At 68.6% G+C, this 19,877-nt stretch carries 19 protein-coding genes; 7 read left to right on the top strand and 12 right to left on the bottom strand.

Annotated features, from left to right (window positions below; genetic code table 11):
- Window positions 1–8: 8 nt before the first annotated feature.
- The 3 genes from ACWGCN_RS16990 to ACWGCN_RS17000 are packed head-to-tail and all read right to left on the bottom strand — an operon-like array spanning window position 9 to window position 2,220.
- On the bottom strand, window positions 9–578 hold the full coding sequence (locus ACWGCN_RS16990) for a TetR/AcrR family transcriptional regulator (protein WP_452458471.1): 570 nt from the start codon (window positions 576–578) through the stop codon (window positions 9–11).
- Between the two features lie 51 nt (window positions 579–629).
- Window positions 630–1,436 (bottom strand): SDR family oxidoreductase, encoded by an 807-nt coding sequence (locus ACWGCN_RS16995; protein ID WP_452458470.1) that lies wholly within the window; start codon window positions 1,434–1,436, stop codon window positions 630–632.
- Between the two features lie 4 nt (window positions 1,437–1,440).
- Window positions 1,441–2,220, bottom strand: a complete 780-nt coding sequence (locus tag ACWGCN_RS17000; protein ID WP_452448369.1) for a crotonase/enoyl-CoA hydratase family protein — start codon at window positions 2,218–2,220, stop codon at window positions 1,441–1,443.
- 252 nt (window positions 2,221–2,472) lie between these two features.
- On the opposite strand from ACWGCN_RS17000, the gene ACWGCN_RS17005 reads away from it, so the two are divergent.
- The 3 genes from ACWGCN_RS17005 (at window position 2,473) to ACWGCN_RS17015 (ending at window position 5,742) form a co-directional block, all read left to right on the top strand.
- Complete coding sequence (locus ACWGCN_RS17005) at window positions 2,473–2,892, top strand: YciI family protein (protein ID WP_378989897.1); 420 nt, start codon at window positions 2,473–2,475, stop codon at window positions 2,890–2,892.
- A 6-nt stretch (window positions 2,893–2,898) separates the two neighbouring features.
- On the top strand, window positions 2,899–4,176 hold the full coding sequence (locus ACWGCN_RS17010; RefSeq protein WP_452458469.1) for an RNA polymerase sigma factor: 1,278 nt from the start codon (window positions 2,899–2,901) through the stop codon (window positions 4,174–4,176).
- Between the two features lie 207 nt (window positions 4,177–4,383).
- Window positions 4,384–5,742, top strand: a complete 1,359-nt coding sequence (locus tag ACWGCN_RS17015) for an MFS transporter (RefSeq protein ID WP_378989900.1) — start codon at window positions 4,384–4,386, stop codon at window positions 5,740–5,742.
- A gap of 55 nt (window positions 5,743–5,797) precedes the next feature.
- Here ACWGCN_RS17015 and ACWGCN_RS17020 read toward each other — a convergent pair whose 3' ends face one another.
- The 6 genes from ACWGCN_RS17020 to ACWGCN_RS17045 form a co-directional block, all read right to left on the bottom strand.
- Window positions 5,798–6,274, bottom strand: coding sequence for a nucleoside deaminase (locus ACWGCN_RS17020; RefSeq protein ID WP_378989901.1), 477 nt, complete (start codon window positions 6,272–6,274; stop codon window positions 5,798–5,800).
- Window positions 6,271–7,251, bottom strand: coding sequence for an ornithine cyclodeaminase family protein (locus tag ACWGCN_RS17025; protein ID WP_452448368.1), 981 nt, complete (start codon window positions 7,249–7,251; stop codon window positions 6,271–6,273). Before ACWGCN_RS17025 ends, ACWGCN_RS17020 begins: the two co-directional genes overlap by 4 nt.
- Before the next feature lie 28 nt (window positions 7,252–7,279).
- Window positions 7,280–8,206: an ABC transporter permease gene (locus ACWGCN_RS17030; RefSeq protein WP_452448367.1), complete on the bottom strand. Its 927-nt coding sequence runs from the start codon at window positions 8,204–8,206 to the stop codon at window positions 7,280–7,282.
- Window positions 8,203–9,261 carry an ABC transporter permease gene (locus ACWGCN_RS17035; protein ID WP_378990019.1) on the bottom strand — a complete coding sequence of 353 codons (1,059 nt, stop codon included), beginning with the start codon at window positions 9,259–9,261 and terminating at the stop codon, window positions 8,203–8,205. The genes ACWGCN_RS17030 and ACWGCN_RS17035 overlap by 4 nt, the downstream gene beginning before the upstream one ends.
- A 155-nt stretch (window positions 9,262–9,416) precedes the next feature.
- Entirely contained in the window at window positions 9,417–11,042 is a 1,626-nt protein-coding gene (locus tag ACWGCN_RS17040; protein ID WP_452460181.1) for an ABC transporter ATP-binding protein, read from the bottom strand.
- Between the two features lie 6 nt (window positions 11,043–11,048).
- Window positions 11,049–12,041: a BMP family protein gene (locus tag ACWGCN_RS17045; protein ID WP_378989906.1), complete on the bottom strand. Its 993-nt coding sequence runs from the start codon at window positions 12,039–12,041 to the stop codon at window positions 11,049–11,051.
- 134 nt (window positions 12,042–12,175) lie between these two features.
- Here ACWGCN_RS17045 and ACWGCN_RS17050 point away from each other — a divergent pair, with 134 nt between their 5' ends.
- On the top strand, window positions 12,176–12,922 hold the full coding sequence (locus ACWGCN_RS17050; protein WP_387447342.1) for a GntR family transcriptional regulator: 747 nt from the start codon (window positions 12,176–12,178) through the stop codon (window positions 12,920–12,922).
- Between the two features lie 17 nt (window positions 12,923–12,939).
- Here the strand turns inward: ACWGCN_RS17050 and ACWGCN_RS17055 are convergent, their stop codons facing one another.
- Window positions 12,940–13,770: a TetR/AcrR family transcriptional regulator gene (locus tag ACWGCN_RS17055; protein WP_452460180.1), complete on the bottom strand. Its 831-nt coding sequence runs from the start codon at window positions 13,768–13,770 to the stop codon at window positions 12,940–12,942.
- A gap of 74 nt (window positions 13,771–13,844) precedes the next feature.
- On the opposite strand from ACWGCN_RS17055, the gene ACWGCN_RS17060 reads away from it, so the two are divergent.
- On the top strand, window positions 13,845–15,089 hold the full coding sequence (locus ACWGCN_RS17060) for an MFS transporter (RefSeq protein WP_452460179.1): 1,245 nt from the start codon (window positions 13,845–13,847) through the stop codon (window positions 15,087–15,089).
- Window positions 15,090–15,174: 85 nt separating this feature from the next.
- On the opposite strand, the gene ACWGCN_RS17065 is transcribed toward ACWGCN_RS17060, so the two are convergent.
- Both ACWGCN_RS17065 and ACWGCN_RS17070 read right to left on the bottom strand, forming a co-directional pair.
- Complete coding sequence (locus ACWGCN_RS17065) at window positions 15,175–16,320, bottom strand: LLM class flavin-dependent oxidoreductase (protein WP_449961129.1); 1,146 nt, start codon at window positions 16,318–16,320, stop codon at window positions 15,175–15,177.
- Window positions 16,321–16,408: 88 nt separating this feature from the next.
- Complete coding sequence (locus ACWGCN_RS17070) at window positions 16,409–17,281, bottom strand: LysR family transcriptional regulator (RefSeq protein WP_378989911.1); 873 nt, start codon at window positions 17,279–17,281, stop codon at window positions 16,409–16,411.
- A gap of 71 nt (window positions 17,282–17,352) precedes the next feature.
- Between ACWGCN_RS17070 and dapA the strand changes: the two genes are divergently transcribed.
- Together dapA and ACWGCN_RS17080 are read left to right on the top strand one after the other, a co-directional pair.
- Complete coding sequence (gene dapA / locus ACWGCN_RS17075) at window positions 17,353–18,243, top strand: 4-hydroxy-tetrahydrodipicolinate synthase (protein ID WP_452460178.1); 891 nt, start codon at window positions 17,353–17,355, stop codon at window positions 18,241–18,243.
- Window positions 18,244–18,309: 66 nt separating this feature from the next.
- The gene (locus tag ACWGCN_RS17080) at window positions 18,310–19,842 is read left to right on the top strand and encodes a DHA2 family efflux MFS transporter permease subunit (protein ID WP_378989914.1); all 1,533 of its coding nucleotides are present in this window, start codon (window positions 18,310–18,312) and stop codon (window positions 19,840–19,842) included.
- Window positions 19,843–19,877: the final 35 nt, after the last annotated feature.

The raw sequence follows: 19,877 nt of genomic DNA on the forward strand, positions 1-19,877 counted from the left end.
GAGGGGGGTCAGTGGGCTTTCGGGTGGCGCATTCCCGTCGTCAGGGCGGTGGCCCAGGCGCTGTCGTTGCCGTCGAGCCCGAGGGTGGTGACGAGGTGGCAGAGCTGGCCGTAGGCGATGAAGTACTGGATCTGCTCGGGGGTGCCGCCGGAGCGGCGCTGCACGAAGGTGGTCACCTTGGCCAGGCCCCGGCGCAACGCGTCGGCGATTTCGGGGATGTCGGTGGCGGACTGGGCGTGCACCTGCAACATGAGCAGGCTCTTGTCGGCGATGAGTTCGGCGTAGGCGCCGCCCATGTCGTGCAGGATGGCGGCCGGGTCTGTCGCGGTGGAATTGGCCGCGCCCGTGGACATCGCGCGTTCGACGAGGTCGAAGCAGTGATCGAGCGCGGCGACGAACAAAGCGACCTTGCCGGGGAAGAGTTTGAAGACGTAGGCGGGGGAGATTTCGGCGCGCGCGGCGACGGTGTTGATCGGGGTGCCGTGGTAGCCGGTCTTGGCGAACTCGATGATCGCCGCGTCGACGACCGCGTCACGCCGGACGTCCGAGGTGGAGAGGGTGGCGCCGCGCTTGGTCATGTGAGTGACTGTACACTCACTCCTTCGCGCCGTCAACGGGTGACCGGAGATTCAGTGCAGATCGGCGAGGGCGGTGTCCACGTCCGGGCCGGTCAGGCTGTGCCGAATACTGCGCATGACCAGGCGCAACGGTCGTGGGCAGTCCGGGACGGCGGAGGAGCGATCGGTGGCCACGACACGCGCCGGTGCGCCGAGACGGTCGCGGACCCGGGTCATGAGGTCGTAGCGGCTCAGGGTTTCCGCGCCCGCGAGGTGCACGGCGCCCGCCTCGTCGGCGAGCTGCTCGAGTGCGGGCGCCAGGCTGGGCAAGTACAGCGGATTGCAGACGATATCGGTGCGCGCGGGGATCTCGGGTGCGGCGAAGCGGGCCAGGAACTTGTTCGACAGTGGGCTGCGCCCGTAGACGAGGGGCAGGCGCACGACCAAGTGCCGGTCGTGTTCGAGGACCAGATCCTCGGCGGCCACCTTGGTCTCGCCGTAGACGTTGATCGGTGCGCGCGTGGCGCTTTCGTCGTAGTGCTCGGCGGCGCCGTCGAAGACATTGTCGGTCGACAGGTAGACGAGCTTCGCGCCCGTGTCGCCGATGGCGTCGAGCAGCGGGACCATCGGCGCCACGTTCGCGGCACGGGCCGCGGCGGGATCACGCTGCGCGGCACCGAGATCCACGACACCGGCGGTGTGGACGACCACGTCGAAACCTTGTGCGACGAGGGCGCGCACCGCGCCGGTGTCGGCGAGATCCACCGGGGCGAGTCCGTGCCCGCCCCGGCTGGTCCCGACGACCTCGTGGTTCGCGGCGAACTGCGCGTGCAGCGCGCTGCCGACGAAACCGGAGGCGCCGAGGATCAGGATCCGCACCGTGTCAGCGCGCCTGCCAGTTCGGCTTGCGCTTCTGCGCGAATGCGATGGCGCCCTCGCGCATGTCCTCGGTGACCGCGACTGTCATGATCTCGCGGTTGGACTGGTCCCAGGCGTCGTCGTCGGCGAGCTTGCCATCGATCATGCCCAGCGCCACCCGCTTGCTGGCCTGCACGGCCAACGGCGCGTTCTCGGCGATCCGACCGGCCAGCGCGAGCGCCGCGTCGAGAACCTCGGCGGCGGGCACGACACGGTTGATCAGGCCCAATTCCAGCGCACGGGCGGCGGTGATCGGTTCACCGGTGAGGATCATCTCCATCGCGACCTTGCGGGGGAGCTGCTCGGGCAGGCGAAACGCGCCGCCTGCCGCGGCGAACAGGCCGCGGGCGACCTCGGGCAGGCCGAAGGTGGCGGTCTCGGCGGCGACCGCGAGATCGCTGGCCAGGACGAGCTCGGTGCCGCCGCCGAGTGCGAAACCGTTCACCGCGGCGATGGTCGGCTTGCTGATCGGATGCCGGACATACCCGGCCAGGTTCCAATCCTCATGTCCCGGGGCGAGAATCGACTCACCGCGGCTGAGCGCCTTCAGGTCCGCGCCCGCACAGAACGCCCGCTCGCCCGCGCCGGTGAGGACCACCGCGCGGATCTGCGGGTCGGCCTCGGCTCGCTCGAGCGCCTCGCCGACCCCCGTGCTCACTTCGGCGTTGACCGAGTTCATGGCCTCGGGCCGATTCAGCACGATGACGAGCACATGCTCGCGTTGCTCGACGAGAACTGCGCTCACGAGTGACTCCTTCGCTAGGTGGCTGTCAGCATGACAAACCTCTTCGATCTGTATCACGCCGGACGATCTTGAATACCCGAATCGGGGATTCGTGTCCGTCGTCGTCGCGCGCGCCCGGCACTCGTCGTAGGCTGCCGAACACTCGCGAAAAGAATTTTCGGCCGGGTGTCGATCCGCAGCGGTGCCCGTTCGACCTAGGGATGAACGCAGGGCCCGGCAGGCGGGTCCACACCGATCCGAGGAGACGAAACCATGAAGTTCATGCTGATCATGCGCGCCACCGACGAAGCCTGGGCCGCGGCGGCCGATATCGACTTCAACGAGATGCTCGAGACCATGGGCAAGTTCAACGACGAGTTGATCAGCGCCGGAGTGCTGGTCGCCGCCGAGGGGCTCGACGACGCGGCGCAGGGCGTGGTCGTCGACTACTCGTCGGAGACCCCGGTGGTCACCGACGGGCCCTACGGGGAGACGAAGGAACTGTTCGGCGGGTTCTACATTCTCAATGTGGCCTCCAAAGAGGAGGCGATCGAGTGGGCCAAGCGCATGCCGGTCGTCGTGCCGGGCACCAAGACCGAGATCCGACGAGTCCCGAGCATCGATGAATTCCCGCAGGACAATGTCTGGGTCGCGAGGGAGCGCGCGTGGCGTGAGGCCAGCGGCCAGCTCTGAATCACGATGAGCGACCACACCGGCCGCGAGGCCGTGGCCGCCGTCTGGCGGATCGAATCGGCCCGGATCGTCGGCGCCCTCGCGCGCTACACCCGCGACTTCGCGATGGCCGAGGATCTCGCCCAGGAGGCGTTCGCGGAGGCACTGGTGACCTGGCCGCGCGAAGGCGTGCCACGTCAGCCGGCCGGGTGGTTGCTCACCGTCGGCAGACGCCGGGCCATCGACGCGTTCCGGCGCCGGGCCGCCCTCGACGACCGCTACACCGCCCTCGCCGCCGACCTCGGCGAGGGCGACGCGCTCACCGGCGGGGACCCTGTGCGTGCCGGGCAGGACGTGCTGTGGGATCCCGATCAAATCGACGACGATGTGCTCGCGCTGATGTTCATCTCGTGTCACCCGGTGCTCTCGCGGGAGGCGCGGTTGGCCTTGACGCTGCGTGTCGTCGGCGGTTTGACCAGCGACGAGATCGCCAAGGCGTGCCTGGTCCCGACCGCGACAGTGCAGGCCAGGATCACCAGGGCGAAGAAGACTCTCGGCGCCGCCGAAGTCCCCTTCGAGGTGCCGCCGGTCGCCGAGCGCCGGGCCCGGCTGGGTTCGGTGCTCGGGGTCATCTATCTGATCTTCACCGAGGGGTCGTCTGCCAGCACCGGCGACGACCTCATCCGCTTCGACCTCGCGGGGGAAGCGCAGCGGCTGGCCCGCGTGCTGTCGCGGCTGATGCCGCACGAACCCGAGGTCTACGGACTGCTGGCGCTGCTCGAACTGACCGCTGCGCGATTTCCTGCCCGCACCGGTCCCGACGGTGAGCCGATCCTGCTCGAACGGCAGGACCGCCGCCGCTGGGATCGCTCGGCGATCCGGCGCGGTCGTGCGGCGCTGGTGAAAGCCGGCGCGGTCGGGCGTGGGCTGGGCGCCTACGGGCTTCAGGCCGCGATCGCCGAATGTCACGCCGTCGCACCGTCGGTCGAGCGGACCGACTGGGAACGGGTGGTCGTGCTGTACGAAGCACTGGGCAGACTCGCACCGTCGCCGGTGGTGGACCTGAACCGGGCGGTCGCGGTATCGATGGCCGACGGGCCCGCAGCGGCCCTGCCGATCGTCGACGAGATCACCGCATCCGGCGCCCTGTCCACCTCGCACCTGCTGCCCAGCGTGCGCGGTGAACTACTCACCCGGCTCGGCCGCACCACCGAAGCTCGTGCGGAGCTCGCCGAAGCCATCCGCCGGTGCGGCAACGAACGTGAGAAGAACGTCCTCGCAAAAAAACTCGCCGGACTCGCCTGATCGTCGAGCGCCGGCGCCGCCCGCCGCAGCGGGGCTCGGCCTGCACTCGCGGGTCGGCCAGTTCGCCGAACGGCGGCAGAAATACCCCGGGTCGCAGGACCATATTCGCAGTATAGAGGCCATAAAGGCCGGTCTTCGCGCGCTCGTAACGTTTGCTCGCAAAGAGGTCGGGTATTCGTGAAAGGCGACGACGAGAGGGTGTTGTGGATGTCAAGGGAATCGAAAACGGTGCTGCACCGGGCAATCGGTGCGTCGGCGATCGGTAATGCGGTCGAATGGTTCGACTATGGTGTCTACGCCTATCTGGCGACGTATATCGCGAGGTCGTTGTTCCCCGGTGACGGTGAGTCCGGGATGGTCTACACGCTGCTCGGTTTCGCCGTATCGTTCCTGATCCGGCCGGTCGGCGGCATGATCTGGGGTCCGCTCGGCGACCGCATCGGGCGCAAGCGCGTGCTCGCCACCACGATTATTCTGATGGCCGGATCGACCCTCGCCGTCGGCCTTATCCCGAGCTTCGACATGATCGGCATCGGCGCCCCGATTCTGCTGTACGCGCTGCGCATGATCCAGGGACTTTCCGCCGGTGGTGAATATGGTGGCGCCGCGACATTCATGGCCGAATACGCACCCGATCGCAAGCGCGGATTCTATGGCAGTTTCCTCGAGGTGGGCACGCTCGCCGGCTTCACGCTCGGCAACCTGGTCGCCCTGCTGCTGGTGAATGTCCTCGACGACGCGTCGATGAATTCGTGGGGCTGGCGCATCCCGTTCATGATCGCCGGTCCGCTCGGCCTGATCGGCATGTACCTGCGCAGCCGGGTGGAGGACACCCCGGTGTTCCGTGAGGTCGACAGCAAGGACGAGACCGAGGAAGTCTCCGGCGTCTACCGGGATCTGGTGACGAAGTACCTGCGCCCGGTGCTGACCCTGTTCGGCCTGGTGATCGCGCTGAATGTCGTGAACTACTCGTTGATCAGCTACACCCCGACCTACCTCGGCTCCGCGCTGGGTATGGACAAATCCGATGCGTTGCTCGTGCCGCTGATCGGCCAGATCGCGATGCTGTGCACCCTGCCGTTCCTGGGTGCACTCTCCGACCGGATCGGGCGCAAACCCATGTGGATGTTCTCGTGTGCGGCGATGATGGTCGCGGTGATCCCGGTCTACCATCTGATCGGTTCTTCGCTCACCGGCGCGATTGTCGGCTTCGCGATCCTGGGCATGCTCTACGCGCCGCAGCTGGCGACGATCTCGGCCACGTTCCCCGCGATGTTCCCCACCATCGTGCGGTTCGCCGGTGTGGCGATCGGCTACAACGTGGCCACATCGATTTTCGGTGGCACCGCCCCGGTGATCAACGAGTCGATCATCAGCGCGACCGGCAACAACATGGTTCCGGCCTACTACATGCTCGCTGCGTGCGCGGTCGGCCTGATCGCGTCCTTCTTCCTCATCGAGACCAAGGGTGTCTCGCTGCGCGGCACACAGGTGCCGGGTACGCCCGAGGCGATCGAGGAACAGCGTGAACTGGGCGAGCCCGCCGAGGTCGTCGCGGTGAAATAGATCGTGCACCGAGGGCGCGGCGTCGATCCGGCGCCGCGCCCTCGGTGTCTTCGGGCTAGTTCTGCGCGGCCGCGCGGAACACGGCGAGAGCTTCCTCGCCCAGGTGCGGTCCGCTGACCTCGACCGGCACGTTCGAGCTCGCGACGACCTCGGCGCAGGTGAGTCCGAAACTGGTACCCGGGGGCATGATCGGCCCGAATTCGGCTGCGGCCGCGGCGAAGACGATGCGGCCGACCCCGGCCCACACCATCGCGGCGGCGCACATCGGGCACGGTTCGCCGCTGGCGTAGACGGTGGCGCCCCGCAGTTTCGCCGCGTGGCCCGCGGCGGTCGCGAGGGTGATCGCGACCAGTTCGGCGTGGGTGGTGACGTCGCCGGTGGTGTTCACCGCGTTCACACCCTCGGCCAGGACCGCGCCGTCGTGGCCGAGAGCGACCGCGCCGAAGGGGCGATCGCCGAGCGCGGTGGCGTGCCCGGCGAGGTCGATGGCGCGACGCAGATGGGTGATGTCGATATCGGTCAGCTCGCTCATGAGGTGAGATCCACTTCCGTTCCGATGCCGTTGGCGCGGGCCTTGTCGATGAGCAGGCGGGCGGCGGCCAGATCCTGCAGGCCGATGCCCACCGAATTGAACAGGGTGATGTCGCGGTCGTCGTGACGGCCGGCTGCCCGGCCCGCGATCACCTCGCCCAGCTCGGTGCCCACCGCGTCCTGCGTGATCGCGCCTTCGGCGATGGCCATCAGCGTGTCGCCGGATTTGGTGAGCGTGGTGCCGATCGAGTCTACGACGACCCTGGACCGGCGCATGGCCTCGCCGTCCACCTCGCGGTGATCCGCCCTCGGCGGTGCGCCCACCGCGTTGACGTGCAGACCGTCGCCGAACCAGGCGCCGTGGACGATCGGCTCGCGGGACGGCGTGAGGGTGCACAACACGTCGGCGGCGCGGGTGACCGACTCCGGGCTGTCGAGGGCACGCACGTCGAGACCGAGATCGGCTATCGCACTGCGGAATCGGTCGACCGTAGCTGCGGTGCGCGACCAGACCAGCACGGTCTCGAGCTCGCGCACGGTCGCAATCGCGCGCGTGTGCTCCACGGCCAGATTGCCCGCGCCGATCACACCGAGTACCGAACTCGATGGTCGGGAAAGATATTTCGTCGCCACCGCGCTGGCGGCGGCGGTCCGCACGGCGGTGACGAGGCGTCCGTCGATCAGTGCCTCGCACGAACCGTCGGCCGCCGAGGTCACCACGATCACCGACCGCTGCACCGGCAACCCGCGCCCGCGATTGGCGGGCAGGTCGGCGAGCAGTTTGACCGCGGCGGCACCGGCGGATTCGGCGGCGGCGACCATGGGCACGAAGGCCGCGCCGCCCAGTGTCATCGCCGGTGGAGCGGGGACGAACGCGGTGCCCAGCGCCAGATCGGCGTGCGCGCGCTCGACGGCGGCGAGCACCTCACCGCGGTCGAGGACGGCGGTCACATCGGAGTGCGACAGGATCAGAGTCAACGGTGGCTCCTGCGAAAGTAGGGGCGGGTCAGGAAGTTCGGGCGAAGGCGACAGTGAGGTCGCGCGGTGAGCGGCTGTTGCCGACCAAGCCGCTGACGGCCACGATCGCGATCAGATAGGGCAGCATCACCAGCAACGCGAACGGCACATCGACGCCGAGGGCGGGCAGTGCGAACTGCAGGGCCTGGGCGAGACCGAAGAACACCGATGCCCAGATCACCCCGAGCGCACGCCAGCGGCCTGCGATCACCGCGACCACGGCGAGATAGCCGATGCCGCCGGTCATGTTGTCGCTGAACGAATGCACCTCCGACAGCGCCAATTGCGCGCCGCCGAGGCCGGCAGCGAACGCGGCGAGCAGCACACAGCCGTACCGGGCGGCCTTCACCGGCAGACCAGTGCGGTCGGCGGCGACGGCGTCTTCACCGATCGCGTCGATCACCAGACCCAGCTTGGTGCGGCGGGAGAACACGACCGCCAGGACGGCGACGACCGCGATGCACAGATAGCCGAGCGCGGTCTGCCCGAACAGGGCGGGACCGATAACCGGGATATGGTGCAGCACCGGTATCGGCAGCGCGTCGAAACCGGGAACGCTGTGGCCCTTGCCGTCGTCGAGCAGCAGGCGCGCACCGTAGGTGGTGGCGCCGAGTGCCAACGCGTTGCCGGCGATGCCGACGACGATCTGGTCGGCGCGCAAGCCGATACTCCAGATCGCTTGCAGCGCACCGAAGATCAGGGCAGCGAGCACGGCGGTGGCCGCGCCGAGTACCGGCGAACCGGTGGTGACGGCGCCGAGCACGCCGGCGAACGCGCCGGTCAGCATCATCGCCTCGAGGCTCAGATTGAGCACACCCGCGCGTTCGCTGACCAGCTCACCGCTCGCGGCGACGAGGATGGGCAGGGTGAAACCGATTCCGCTGGTCGCGATATCGGTGACGGTATCGAGGCTCATCGTGGCGCTCCTGCCAGATCGGCGGTGTCCACGGACGGCACCGGTTGTGGTGCGGGTTCGGTCTTGCGTCTGCGAGAGGTCCAGATGGCGGCGCCCGCGATGAACACGATCATCAGCGACTCCACGACCGCGATGGTCGACGCGGGCACATTCGCGGCCAGCTGCAGGTTGATCCCGCCGGAGACGAGGAACCCGAGCAGCAGCGACACCGCAACCACGGCGGCCAGTGAGCCACGTGCCAGCAGGCCGACGACCAGACCGGAGAATCCGTATCCGGAGGAGAACCCTTCGGCGAGGACGAACGGCGCCGTCGCCACCAGCAGCCCGCCCGCGACGCCGGAGAACGCGCCCGCCGCCGAGAGGCTCAGGAAACGCAGCCGACGCACCGGCAGCCCGAGCCGCGCGGCCGCGTCGGGATTGAGCCCGACCGCCCGCAATCGGGTACCGAGTGCGGTGCGACGCACCAGGATCGCGGTGCCGAACGCGGCCACCACGGCGATCCACAGGGCAATGGTCGCGGGCGAGCGTTCGATGCCCAGCAGCGGCAGATGCGCGGCCGCGGTGAGCTGTTCGGACTGCGGCAGCGTCTCCGAGGACGTCACCGGCTGGCGCAGCAGCGCGGGCTCGTGCACGACGAGCAGCACCAGCGCCAACCCGACGAAGTTGAGCAGCAGCGTGGTGATGATCTCGCTGGTGCCGCGCGCGACCCGCAGGTACGCGGCGATGGCGGCCCACAACCAGCCCGCGGCTGCCGCCCCGATCAGCACCGCGGGCAGGGTGATCACCGCGGGCGCACCGGTGAGCGTGGTGCCGATCGCGGTGGCGGCGATGCCACCGGCGCAGATCTGGCCCTCGCCACCGACATTGACCAGTCCGGCGCGGTGGGCGATGGTGAAGCCGACGGCCACCAGCATCAGCGTGGCCGCGACATTGAGCGAGGCGCCGATCGCGTAGTCGCTGCCGAACATGCCCTCCCACAGTGCTGTCATCGTGGCGCCCGGTGCCGCGCCGGCGACGGCGGCCAGGACCAGCCCGATCACCCCGGCCGCGAGCATCGCCGCGACGGCGACCACGATCGGGTGGTGTGCCCACTGGCGCAAGCCTGCCGGGTGCTGCTTCGAGGAAGGCTTGCCGAGCCCGCGCAGCCCGCCCGGCGACGTTCGCCGAGGTGGGGGCGCGGTGGCCGCGGTCGTGGTCCGACTCGGTGCGCTCATGCCGCGACTCCCATCATCAATTCGCTGATCTGTTGTGCCGCTGAGGGATCGGAGGTCTCGATCGGTCCGGCGAGTGTGCCGCGATACGCGACGAACACCCGGTCGCACAGCGCGAGCAACTCGGGTACCTCGCTCGACACCACCAGCACGCCACAGCCGTCGGCGGCCGCATGGCGCAGCTGGGTCAGCACGAAATCGACTGCGCCGATGTCCAATCCGCGCGTCGGCTGGGCGGCGACCAGGCAGCGCAGGTTCGCGGCGGACAGTTCGCGGGCCAGCACCACCTTCTGCTGATTGCCACCCGAGAGCGAACCCATCGGCACCCACGGCCCGGCAGCGCGCACGTCGAAGCGGTCGAGTTCGGCCTGGGCGGCGCGTCCCATGGCCTGCTTGTCGAGCAGTCCGAAGCGCCGGAAGCGGCCGAGTCGGCCGAGGAAGAGGTTCTCCGCCAGGGTCATCTCGGCGACCATCGCGTCGCGGTGGCGGTCCTCGGGCACGACGCCGAGTCCGAGCCCGGTCCGGGTGGCGGGGTTGGCGGTGGTGATATCGGTGTCGGCGAGCGTGACCGTGCCGGCGCTCACCGGGGTAGCCCCGGCGAGGACCGCGACGAGCTCGCTCTGCCCGTTGCCCTCGACGCCCGCGATTCCGACGATCTCGCCGGGCCGCACGACCAGACACGCATCGTCGAGCGCCGCGCTGCCGTCGGCGCGATGCACGGTCACTCGATCGATGGTGAGAACCGGTGCGGGGGAATCGGATTCGGCAGACGACTCGAGACCGGCGCTAGACGGGGTCGATTCGGTGGCAGGGCCGACCGGGAGAGCCGTTGCGGGTGAATCTGCTGTCGTCGCCGAATCGGCGGGATCCAGGCCGATGGTCGCGGCGACGGTCGGGTCGAGGTCGGCGGCGGTACGCCCCACCATCGCGGTGAGCAACTGGGCGATGGTGGTGTTCGACATCCGCCCGCCACCGGCGACCGTGCCGCGGCGCAGCACGGTCGCGGCATCGGCGACCCTGGCCACCTCGCCGAGTTTGTGCGTCACCAGGACTACCGCTTTGCCGTCGGCGGCGATGGCGCGGCAGGTGTCGATCAGCGCGTCGATCTCGGCCGGATCGAGCACTCCCGTCGGTTCGTCGAGCAGGATCAGCGCCGGATCGCGCAGCAACGCCTTGACGATCTCGACCTTCTGCCTCGCGCCGACCGGCATGGTCGCGACCTGCTGGTCGAGGTCGACGCGCAGGCGGTAACGCTGTGCGATCTCGTCGAGCCGGTCGGTCAGCTCCTTGCGGCGCGACCGGAGTCCGTGCTGGGTGAGCAGTAGGTTCTCCGCGACGGTCATGGTGGTGACCAGACTGAAGTGCTGGTGCACCATGGCGACACCGGAAGCCATCGCGGCGGCGGGGGAGTCGGGCCGGAAGTCCTTGCCGCCCAGCTGCATACGTCCGGTGTCCGGGTGGTAGCCGCCGAAGACGAGATTGCACAGCGTGGACTTGCCCGCGCCGTTCTCGCCGAGAACGCAATGGACAGTGCCGGATTCGACGGTGACGTCCACATCGTGCAGCGCCTGCACGTCACCGAAGCGCTTACCGACCCCGTGCAGGGTCAATGCGGGAGTGCTCATCGTGGATCAGTACGGCTTGACCGCGCCGGTGGACAGGGCCGTTTTCGCCTTCGCGAGTGCGTCGGCGACCCCGGAGTCCTTGCTGCACAACACGAAATCGGTGCCGTCGTTGGGCGAGGTCAGCCCGAAGCGCACGTTCTCGGCCTTCCACGAGTCGTCCAGAACGGCCTTCACCGCGAACTCGACCTCGGCGCCGATATCGGTGTGTACGTAGCCCAGGTACGCGGGGTTGGTGCAGTCGCCGGGGATCGGACCGCCGACCATCGTGGCGTTGGACTGGGTGGCGGCCTGCTCCATGCCCGCCTTGCCCAGGTTCACGATCTGGCCGAGTGTGCCCGCGCCTGCGCCGTAGTCGGCCAGTGCGGCCTGCTTGGCCTTGGCGGGGTCGTTGAAGTCGCCGACGTACTGCGGGGTGAGCACCTTCGCGTCGGGCTTCGCGAACCGCGCACCGTTGCCGAAGGCGTTGGCGGCGTTGACGATCGCGGGCAGTTCGACGCCGCCGACGAAGGCCACCGTGCCCGACTTGGACCCCGCCGCCGATACCGCGCCGCTGAGGAATTCGGCCTCGGCCTGCTGCGGGTCGTAGTAGGCGAGGTTGGCGAGTGGCTTGGCGTCGGCCGGTCCGCCGATCTCGACGAACTTCACGTTCGGGAACTGCGGCGCCACCTTGCGCACGTCGGCGTCGGTCTGGCCGCCGAGGGAGATCACCAGGTCGTTGGCCGAGGCGAAGCGGACCAGGGCCTGCTGGTAGTCGCTGGCGGCGACCTGTTCGACCTTGCTGAGTTCCACCTTGTCGCCGAGCGCGTCGGCGACGCGCTGGTAGCCGAGATATCCGGACTGCATGAAGCCGGTGTCCGACAGTGAGCCGGGGAAGAACACGCCGACCTTCAGCTTGCCGCCCGACGCCGTGGAGTCGGCGGAGCCACAGGCCGACAGGAGGGCAGCGGCGGCGAGCGCGGCCGAGCCGAAGGCGATCGCGCGCCGAGTGGACTTGTGCACGGGGTACTCCTTGATCGAACGAACCGCTCACTTAGCGGTATACCGTTAAGTGTCAGCCTGGGGCTCGGAGATGACGGGCGGATTACCGAAAAGTAAGAAACGGTCGCATGCCGCGAGCGGACTACCGTGGTGGCGTGCAGGAGCAGAAGGATGGTGCGGTGGCAGACGAACCGGCGAAGAAGTCGCTGCGGGATCAGGCCTACGAGGAGTTACGTGACCGGATCATCGATCTGCGCTTGAGCCCTGGTCAGCGGCTCGTGGAACGCGACCTCGCCACCGAGCTGGCCATCTCGCGGATCCCGCTGCGCGAGGCGCTGCAGATGCTCGAACGCGAGGGCCTGGTCGTGATCGTGCCGAGGCAGGGCGCGATCGTCGCCCCGTTCACGGTGACCGACGTGCGTGACCTGTTCGATGTTCGCGAAAGCCTCGAAGTTCTCGCGGCGCGCCTGGCCGCCGAACGCGCCGAGCCGGCCGACCTCACCGCCCTGCGCGCGCAGCTCACCGCGGCTCGCCAGGCCACTGCCCGTGGCGACCAAGCCGCGATCGCCGCCGCGAACGCGGGGTTTCACGCCGTCATTGTCGAAGTGTCCGGCAACCCGCTGTTGCAGTCGTTGTTGCGCCCCTTGGAATCCCGAGTCCGCTGGCTGTTCCACCTGACCAAGGAACGTGACCCGGGCACCCAATGCGACGAACACGAAGCCCTCTACGCCGCGATCGCCGCGCACGACTGCGACGCGGCCGCCGAAATCGCCTACCGCCATGTAGCTTCCGGCCGTGAGCCCAGTCTGGCCCTGTCCGCCCAATGGTCCATGCCCGACATCGACCCTGTCTCGGCCACCCGCACCCGCCAACGCGGCTCCCACCGCGAGAAGACCGCGTAGACCGCGGCGTTTCGGGTCTAGTGGGTCAGGAGCTTGAGGACAAGTGGGCGGGACATGGTTCCGGCGACTCGGCGGGCGAGCTGATTCGCCCCCGCCCCGGCGGCGTGGGCGGTGCGCAGGGCGGTTGCGAGTTCGGCGCGGGCGGCATCGGCAGCGGCTTGGGCTTCGCGAAGGCGGCGGGCGGCGTCGTCTACCGGGGTGGTCAATGCATTGACCGGTTCGGGGAGGGTGGTGTCCGGCTGCGGCGCGACGGGTTGGGGTGTGGTCGCGAGGTTTCGCAGTGCGGCCCGAGCGAATTCCTTCACGAACTCGCGGGTGGCGTCGGTGTCGGAGGCGGCGTCACCGAGTAACAGGCGCGTGGTCTGGGGGACGGCGTGGGTCCAGTTGGCGAGGCCGCAGAGGGCGAGCAGGAGGCGGCCTGCCTGCTTCTCGTCGACACCGAATTGTTCTTGGGCACGGTCGAATTTCTGTCCGTAGTGGTCAGCGCGCCAACCGTCGACATCGTGGGCGTCGGCGCCGCGGTGCAAGCCCTCCCAGAGCAGCAGGCGCAGCAGCTGCGGATGGTCGCGGTGGTAGTCGAAGAGCTTGCCGACGTAGTCGCCCGGCTCGGTCTCGGCGAGTGGCTGGACGACCTCCATGAATTCGCGCATGGTGTCGACGATGATGACGTCGAACAGCCTGTCCTTGCTGCCGAACAGGCCGTAGATGCGTTCCTTGTTGACGCCGGCGGCCTCGGCGATGCGATCGACCCGGGCTCCGGCCAGGCCGTACTGCGCGAATTCGGCTCGCGCCGCACGCAGTAGGGCCTGTCTGGTCGCGTCGCTGCGTTTGATGGTGCTCGCCGTCATGGGGCCGACTTTACCAGGTCTTTAAACCAACTATTTGGTTGACTCTGTCTCTGTGCGAGCCTACTGTCGTCGACATGGCATCACCGACAGTCCAGCTTCCGGTCGGAAGTCCGGCCCCTGCCCGCGTTCGCGACACGTCGCCCCGTACGCACACCGGGCGCACCCTCCCTGTTTTCGTGCTGTCGGCCCTGTTGGCCACCGGTCAGATGTACACGCCGATTCCCCTGTTCGAAGCCATGAAAGCAGAGTGGAGTGTGGGTTCGGGGGCGATGACATGGGTCATCAGCGCCTTCGCCTTCGGCTACGCGGGCGGCTTCGTGCTGTTCGGCCCGCTGTCGGATCGATACGGCCATCGCCGGGTCCTGGTCACCGGCATGCTCGTGGCCGCGGTGGTCACCCTGTTGACCGGCCTGGCGTTCAGTGCGCCCGTGGCCGTCGCGCTCCGGATCGTGCAGGGCCTCGTCGTCGGCTCCATTCCGCCCGCGATCATGGCCTACGTCGGCACGCGCATCGCGCCGGGGCACCGGGCCGTGGTCACCATGTCGGTGGCCACCTCCTTCCTGGCCGCCACCGTCATCGCCCAGATCGTCTCGCAGGCCGTTGTCGCGTCGTTCCCGTGGCGCGCCGTATTCCTCGGCTCCGCGGTCGTTTTCGCGGCCTTGGCCTTCGCGCTGCGGGCCGTCATGCTCGATGACGCCCCCACCGGCCGTGACCTCCCGCTGCGCCACAGCTACGCCGCCATTCCCGCGGTGCTGCGCATCACGCCGCTGCTCCCGATGCTCGTGGCGGGCGCCCTGAGCATGGCCGTCATGGTCGGCATCTACACCGGGATCGAGCTCACCGGCCTGGTCACCGGTTCCGGCGAACTGCTGACCCTGCGGGCGGGCGCCCTGCCGGTGATGATGGCGCTGCCACTGCTCGCCATTCCGCTGGCGCGCCTGTCCAAGCCCACCCAGATGGTCCTCGGCGTGCTGATCGCGGCCACCGCGATGGTCGCCGCGACCTTCGAAGGCTCGCACCTGGCGGTCCTCACTGTGCTGCTGGCGGTCCTGGTCGGTGGCCTCGGCGTCATCGCCCCCGCGGTGTTGCAGAGCGCGGGTGAACTCGGCGGCGATGCCCGCGCGGCAGCCTCTTCGGTCGCCATGTTCAGCTTCTACGTCGGCGCGACCCTGGGCCCGATCGTCGCGGCAGCGACTGCGCCACACGGCTTTTCGGCCCTGGCATGGACCCTGGCTCTGCTCCTGGTCCTTGCCCTGTGCCTGACTCTGCTCGGCGCTCGCCTGCAGCGCTCCGCGCGTCTCGCGACCGTGACGGGTTGAACGTCGAGTAGATCAGGCAAGCCCTCATGCCGCCGCCATCGCCGCCGACGCGGCCACCGAAATCGCCTACCGCCACGGCGGTTCGTCACAGTCGGCGGATTCCGCGTGCGACCTTGGCGAACGATGACCCGGTCAGGAGTCCCGTCCGCAGTTTCGGGTGACACGCGCCGAGGTCGACCAATACGGCGTAGGTCAATCCGTGGTCGCGCCGTTCGGCGATCTGGTCGAGCACCTCTGCCGGTGTGCCGACCTGAAAGACATCTCGGATCAACGACAGCGGTGCGCGTCGACCGTATTCCAGCGCAGTGGCCTCGTCGATGGTCTGCGGCAGGATGTCCTGGGCGCCGGAGAACGTGGGGCCCAACGGATGCTCGACGCCATGGCGTGCCCAGGCCTGCGCGGACGCGGCGAGCATGTAGGCGCGGATCACCGCCGAATCGAGGATCTCCTCGACAATCGTCTGCGACTTCGCGGTGATGATCCATTGCCACCCGGCCGCTTGGACCGCAGACGGGTCGCGTCCGGCATCCGAGGCCGCGGTCCTGATCGTGTCGAGCTTGTCGCGGTATTCGGCCGGGCTGCTCGGAAAGGCGGGCAGCCACGCGTCGGCGAATCGACCGGCCACCCTGAGCATGCGCGGTCCGTGCGCTCCCATCCAGAGCTCCGGTCGGGTACCGCGGTGCGGCGGCAGCGCGAAGACCGCGTCGCGGAGAGGGAAGAATTCGGAATCCCGGGAGATCGGCTCACCGTGGGACTCCCACAATGCCCGAATCGTCGCCACAGCCTCCTCGAAGCGCGCGACCGGGCGTTGCCAATCGACACCGTAGGGCTCGTTGTTCTCGCGTTCTCCGGGACCGATCCCGAGAATCGCTCGCCCGCCGCTGAGTAGATGCAAGGTCGCGGCGGCCTGTGCGGTCACCGCCGGATGCCTGCGACCAGCGTCGGTGACTCCGACTCCGAGCCGAAGCCGACTCCACCGATTCCGGGCCGCCGCGCGCCCGAGCAGGGTCCACGGTTCGTAGTACGCGTCCGCGACGGGAACGACCCGTGCGCCGCCCGCATGGCTCGGCTTCCACACCGACGAGGGAAACAACCCGATCAAGTGGTCGACGACCCACAGGGAGTCGGCACCGGTCGTCGCGGCGACGAACTTCGCCGTGCGGTGGGTGAGATCCGGCGCACCGCGGGAATGAAGACCCGGATCGACTATTCCGGTCCTGACTCGTGCCATGGGCTACTCCCACTACTCGATGTCATCACTGCGGTCTCGCTGTCGACCGGCTCGATTATCCCACCGATCGGCGGTAGGCCGGATGTGCCTAGCCCGCGGCGTGCAGGGCGAGCCGGGCGGCGTGGATCGCCGGATGCAGGCCGGTGCCGTTGCGGTATACGAGCTGGGTGTGGCGGCGGATCGGCAGGGGAGTGAGGGTGATGTGTTCGGGGGGTGCGTAGAGGGCGAGGGCGGGGACTATGGCGGTGCCCGCGCCTGCGGCGACGAGGGTCAGGACGGTGTCGAAGTCGTCGGCGTGGTGGCGGATGTGGGGGGTGAATCCTGTTGCCTGGCAGGCTCGGATCGTCAGGGTATGGCACAGCGTGCCGGGGGTGCCCGCGATCCAGGGGGATCGGCGGTGTGCGGCCAGCGAGTCTTCGGTGGGCACGGGGCCCAGCGTGGCCAGGTAGACGGTTTCGGTGTGGAGGGGCTCGGTTTGCAAGGAGGGGTCCGTGTCGGCGGGGACCAGGTCGTAGTCGTGGGTGAGCGCGATATCCAGGGTCCCCGCGCGCAGGGCGTTCGGGATGTCGGCGGGGTCGATTTCGGTGACGGTGAGTTCCAGGCGCGGGTGGTCGGTGCTCAAGGTGACGAGGGCGGGCGACAGCAGGGTGCGCGCCGCGGTCGGAAAGGTGCCGATGCGCAGGGTGCCGGCCAGCTCGTCCCTGGTACAGGACAATTCGGCGTCGGCGTGTTCGAGGGCGGCCAGGATCGTTTCGGTGTGCCCGACGAGGAGCTGCGCGGCGGGGGTGAGAGCGACGCGGCGGCCCGAGCGTTCCAGCAGCGGGACGCCCGCTTCGCGTTCGAGCGCGGTGAGCTGCTGGGATACCGCCGAGGGCGTATAGCTGAGCGCCTCGGCGACCGCGGCGATGGTGCCGCGATGGGCGAGTTCGCGGAGCAGGCGAAGTTTGCGGACATCGAGCATCAGTTCAGCTTACGGTCATCATCATGAATGTGAACTGGACCTGATGGTGGATCTGGCTCGACGATAGAGTCATGACATCGCTACACGGCCTCTTCGTCCCTTTGATCACGCCGTTCACCGCCGACGGGGCCGTCGAGCCCGCGGCGCTGGAACGACACTCGCACGCTGTCCTCGACGCGGGGGCGACCGGACTCGTCGCGCTCGGCACCACGGCGGAGCCGTCCGCGCTCACTGCCGCCGAGCGTGCGCGAGTCCTGGATATCTGCGCGAGCGTCTGCGCCGACCGCGGCGCACCGCTGATCGCCTGCGCGGGCGGCAACGCCACCGCGGAATCGGTGCGAGCGATCGCCGAACTCGCGCGGCCCGTCGCGGCCGTGCTGGCGGTGGTGCCCTACTACGTGCGACCGAGCGAAGAAGGCGTGATCGCGCACTTCACGCAGTTGGCAGCGATCAGCCCGGCCCCTCTGCTCGTCTATGACGTGCCGCACCGCACCGGACGCCCGCTCAGCGGCAGCACGTTGATTCGTCTCGCGAATACCCCGAACATCGCCGGCTTCAAGCACGCCGTGGGCGGAATCGACGCGGCCAGTGTCGAATTGATGGCCGCCCATACCCCGGCGACAGTGCTCAGTGGCGACGACCGTTTCGCCTCCGCGCTGCTGGCTCTCGGCGCGCGCGGCGCGATCCTGGCCGCGGCCAATATCGCGCCCCGTGAATACGCCGATCTCATCGAGGCATGGCACGCCGGTGACGTCGTCCGGGCCCGCGCGATCGGTGACCGTCTCGACGCGCTCGGTGCGGCCCTGTTCGCCGAGCCCAACCCGACGGTCATCAAGGCGGTGCTCGCCGAGCGCGGTCAGATCTCCAGCGCGGCCGTTCGGCTGCCGATGCTGCCGGCATCGAGTGCCGCGACGAGGGCGGCGCTCATGGCGGGCGAGGCGGCGACGATCACGCGGGTGTGACATCGACCAGATCACGAACAGAAAATTTCACTGGTCATCGGCAGCGAAAGGTGCTTGGGTTAACCGGTGACGAAACCTCCGGATATCGGCGCCGCCGCGCCCGATCACACTCCTGACAAGCTGGATGCCGCCGTGTTGAAGGTGGCGGGCGTCGTCGTCCTGGGCGCGGTGATGTCGATTCTCGACATCACGGTGGTCACCGTGGCGATCCCGACGTTCATGCAGGACTTCAACGCCTCCGTCGAGGTCGTCGCCTGGACCATGACCGGTTACACCTTGGCGCTGGCCTCGGTCATCCCGATGACCGGGTGGGCCGCCGATCGCTTCGGCACCAAACGCCTCTATATGGCGGCGCTGACCTTCTTCATCATCGGGTCGGTGTTGTGTTCGATGGCGTGGAGTATCGAGTCGCTGGTGGCCTTCCGTGTCATCCAGGGCATCGGCGGCGGCATGCTCATGCCCCTCGGGATGACGATCATGACCCACGCCGCGGGCCCGCAGCGGATCGGGCGGGTGATGGCGGTACTCGGCGTGCCCATGTTGCTCGGCCCGATCTGTGGCCCCATTCTCGGTGGCTGGCTCATCGACTCCTTCAGCTGGCACTGGATCTTCCTGATCAACCTGCCGCTGGGCATCGTCGCGCTGATCCTGGCCTGGATCGTGTTCGCTCCCGACAAGCCCAAACCCTCGGAATCGTTCGACTTCCTCGGCATGCTGCTGGCCTCGCCGGGTCTGGCGCTGTTCCTGTTCGGTGTCTCCTCTATTCCGGAGAAGGGCACCGTGATGGCCTCGCGCGTGCTGATTCCGGCGATCATCGGCGCGGCGCTGCTGGTGGCCTTCGTGTTCCACGCGCTGCGCACCGAGCATCCGCTGATCGACCTGCGGCTGTTCTCCAACCCGTCGCTGCGGTACTCCGTGCTCACCATGTCGCTGTTCGCGACGGCGTTCTTCGGCGCAGGCTTCCTGCTGCCGAACTACCTGCAGCAGGTGCGCGGGGAGACGGCGTTCGACTCCGGTCTGCTCATGGCCCCACAGGGTATCGGCGCCATGCTGACGATGCCGATCGCGGGCTTCCTGGTCGACAAGATCGGCCCCGGCAAGATCGTCATGTTCGGCATCACCTTCATCACCCTCGGCTTGGCCGGGTTCACCCAGCTGGGCGCCGACACCTCCTACCTGCTGATCGGTGGCGCGCTGTTCGTGATGGGTCTGGGCATGGGCTGCACCATGATGCCAGTGATGACCGCCGCGATCCAGACGCTCTCGCACGCACAGGTCGCGCGTGGTTCGACATTGATGAACATCATCAACCAGACCGCGGCGTCGATCGGCACGGCGACGATGTCGGTCGTGCTGGCCGCCCAGCTCAACGATCACCCGGAGGCGAAGGTCGCGATCGGTGCCAACGCCCGGCCCGATCTCGCCGCGCAGGTTCCCCCGTCGGTCATCGAGCAGGGACTCGACCTGGCGGCGACAGCGTTCAGCAACACGTACTGGGTCACCGTGGTACTCGCTCTGCTGACCCTGATCCCGGCGTTCTTCCTGCCGCGAACCAAGCCGAAGGCGCCGATCGACGCCGAAGCTGTGGCGCTGGCCTGATCGGTCATACGCGGAAAGCCCGGACGGAACTCTCT

The sequence above is a fragment of the Nocardia sp. NPDC055050 genome, assembly GCF_053608345.1.

Bases quoted from the DNA above. Each gene is read 5' to 3' on its own strand.
- ACWGCN_RS16990 (WP_452458471.1), bottom strand. From the start codon at position 578: ATGACCAAGCGCGGCGCCACCCTCTCCACCTCGGACGTCCGGCGTGAC.
- ACWGCN_RS17005 (WP_378989897.1), top strand. From the start codon at position 2,473: ATGAAGTTCATGCTGATCATGCGCGCCACCGACGAAGCCTGGGCCGCG.
- ACWGCN_RS17010 (WP_452458469.1), top strand. From the start codon at position 2,899: ATGAGCGACCACACCGGCCGCGAGGCCGTGGCCGCCGTCTGGCGGATC.
- ACWGCN_RS17015 (WP_378989900.1), top strand. From the start codon at position 4,384: ATGTCAAGGGAATCGAAAACGGTGCTGCACCGGGCAATCGGTGCGTCG.
- ACWGCN_RS17020 (WP_378989901.1), bottom strand. From the start codon at position 6,274: ATGAGCGAGCTGACCGATATCGACATCACCCATCTGCGTCGCGCCATC.
- ACWGCN_RS17030 (WP_452448367.1), bottom strand. From the start codon at position 8,206: ATGAGCCTCGATACCGTCACCGATATCGCGACCAGCGGAATCGGTTTC.
- ACWGCN_RS17035 (WP_378990019.1), bottom strand. From the start codon at position 9,261: ATGCTCGCGGCCGGGGTGATCGGGCTGGTCCTGGCCGCCGTCGCCGGC.
- ACWGCN_RS17040 (WP_452460181.1), bottom strand. From the start codon at position 11,042: ATGAGCACTCCCGCATTGACCCTGCACGGGGTCGGTAAGCGCTTCGGT.
- ACWGCN_RS17055 (WP_452460180.1), bottom strand. From the start codon at position 13,770: ATGACGGCGAGCACCATCAAACGCAGCGACGCGACCAGACAGGCCCTA.
- ACWGCN_RS17060 (WP_452460179.1), top strand. From the start codon at position 13,845: ATGGCATCACCGACAGTCCAGCTTCCGGTCGGAAGTCCGGCCCCTGCC.
- ACWGCN_RS17065 (WP_449961129.1), bottom strand. From the start codon at position 16,320: ATGGCACGAGTCAGGACCGGAATAGTCGATCCGGGTCTTCATTCCCGC.
- ACWGCN_RS17070 (WP_378989911.1), bottom strand. From the start codon at position 17,281: ATGCTCGATGTCCGCAAACTTCGCCTGCTCCGCGAACTCGCCCATCGC.
- dapA (WP_452460178.1), top strand. From the start codon at position 17,353: ATGACATCGCTACACGGCCTCTTCGTCCCTTTGATCACGCCGTTCACC.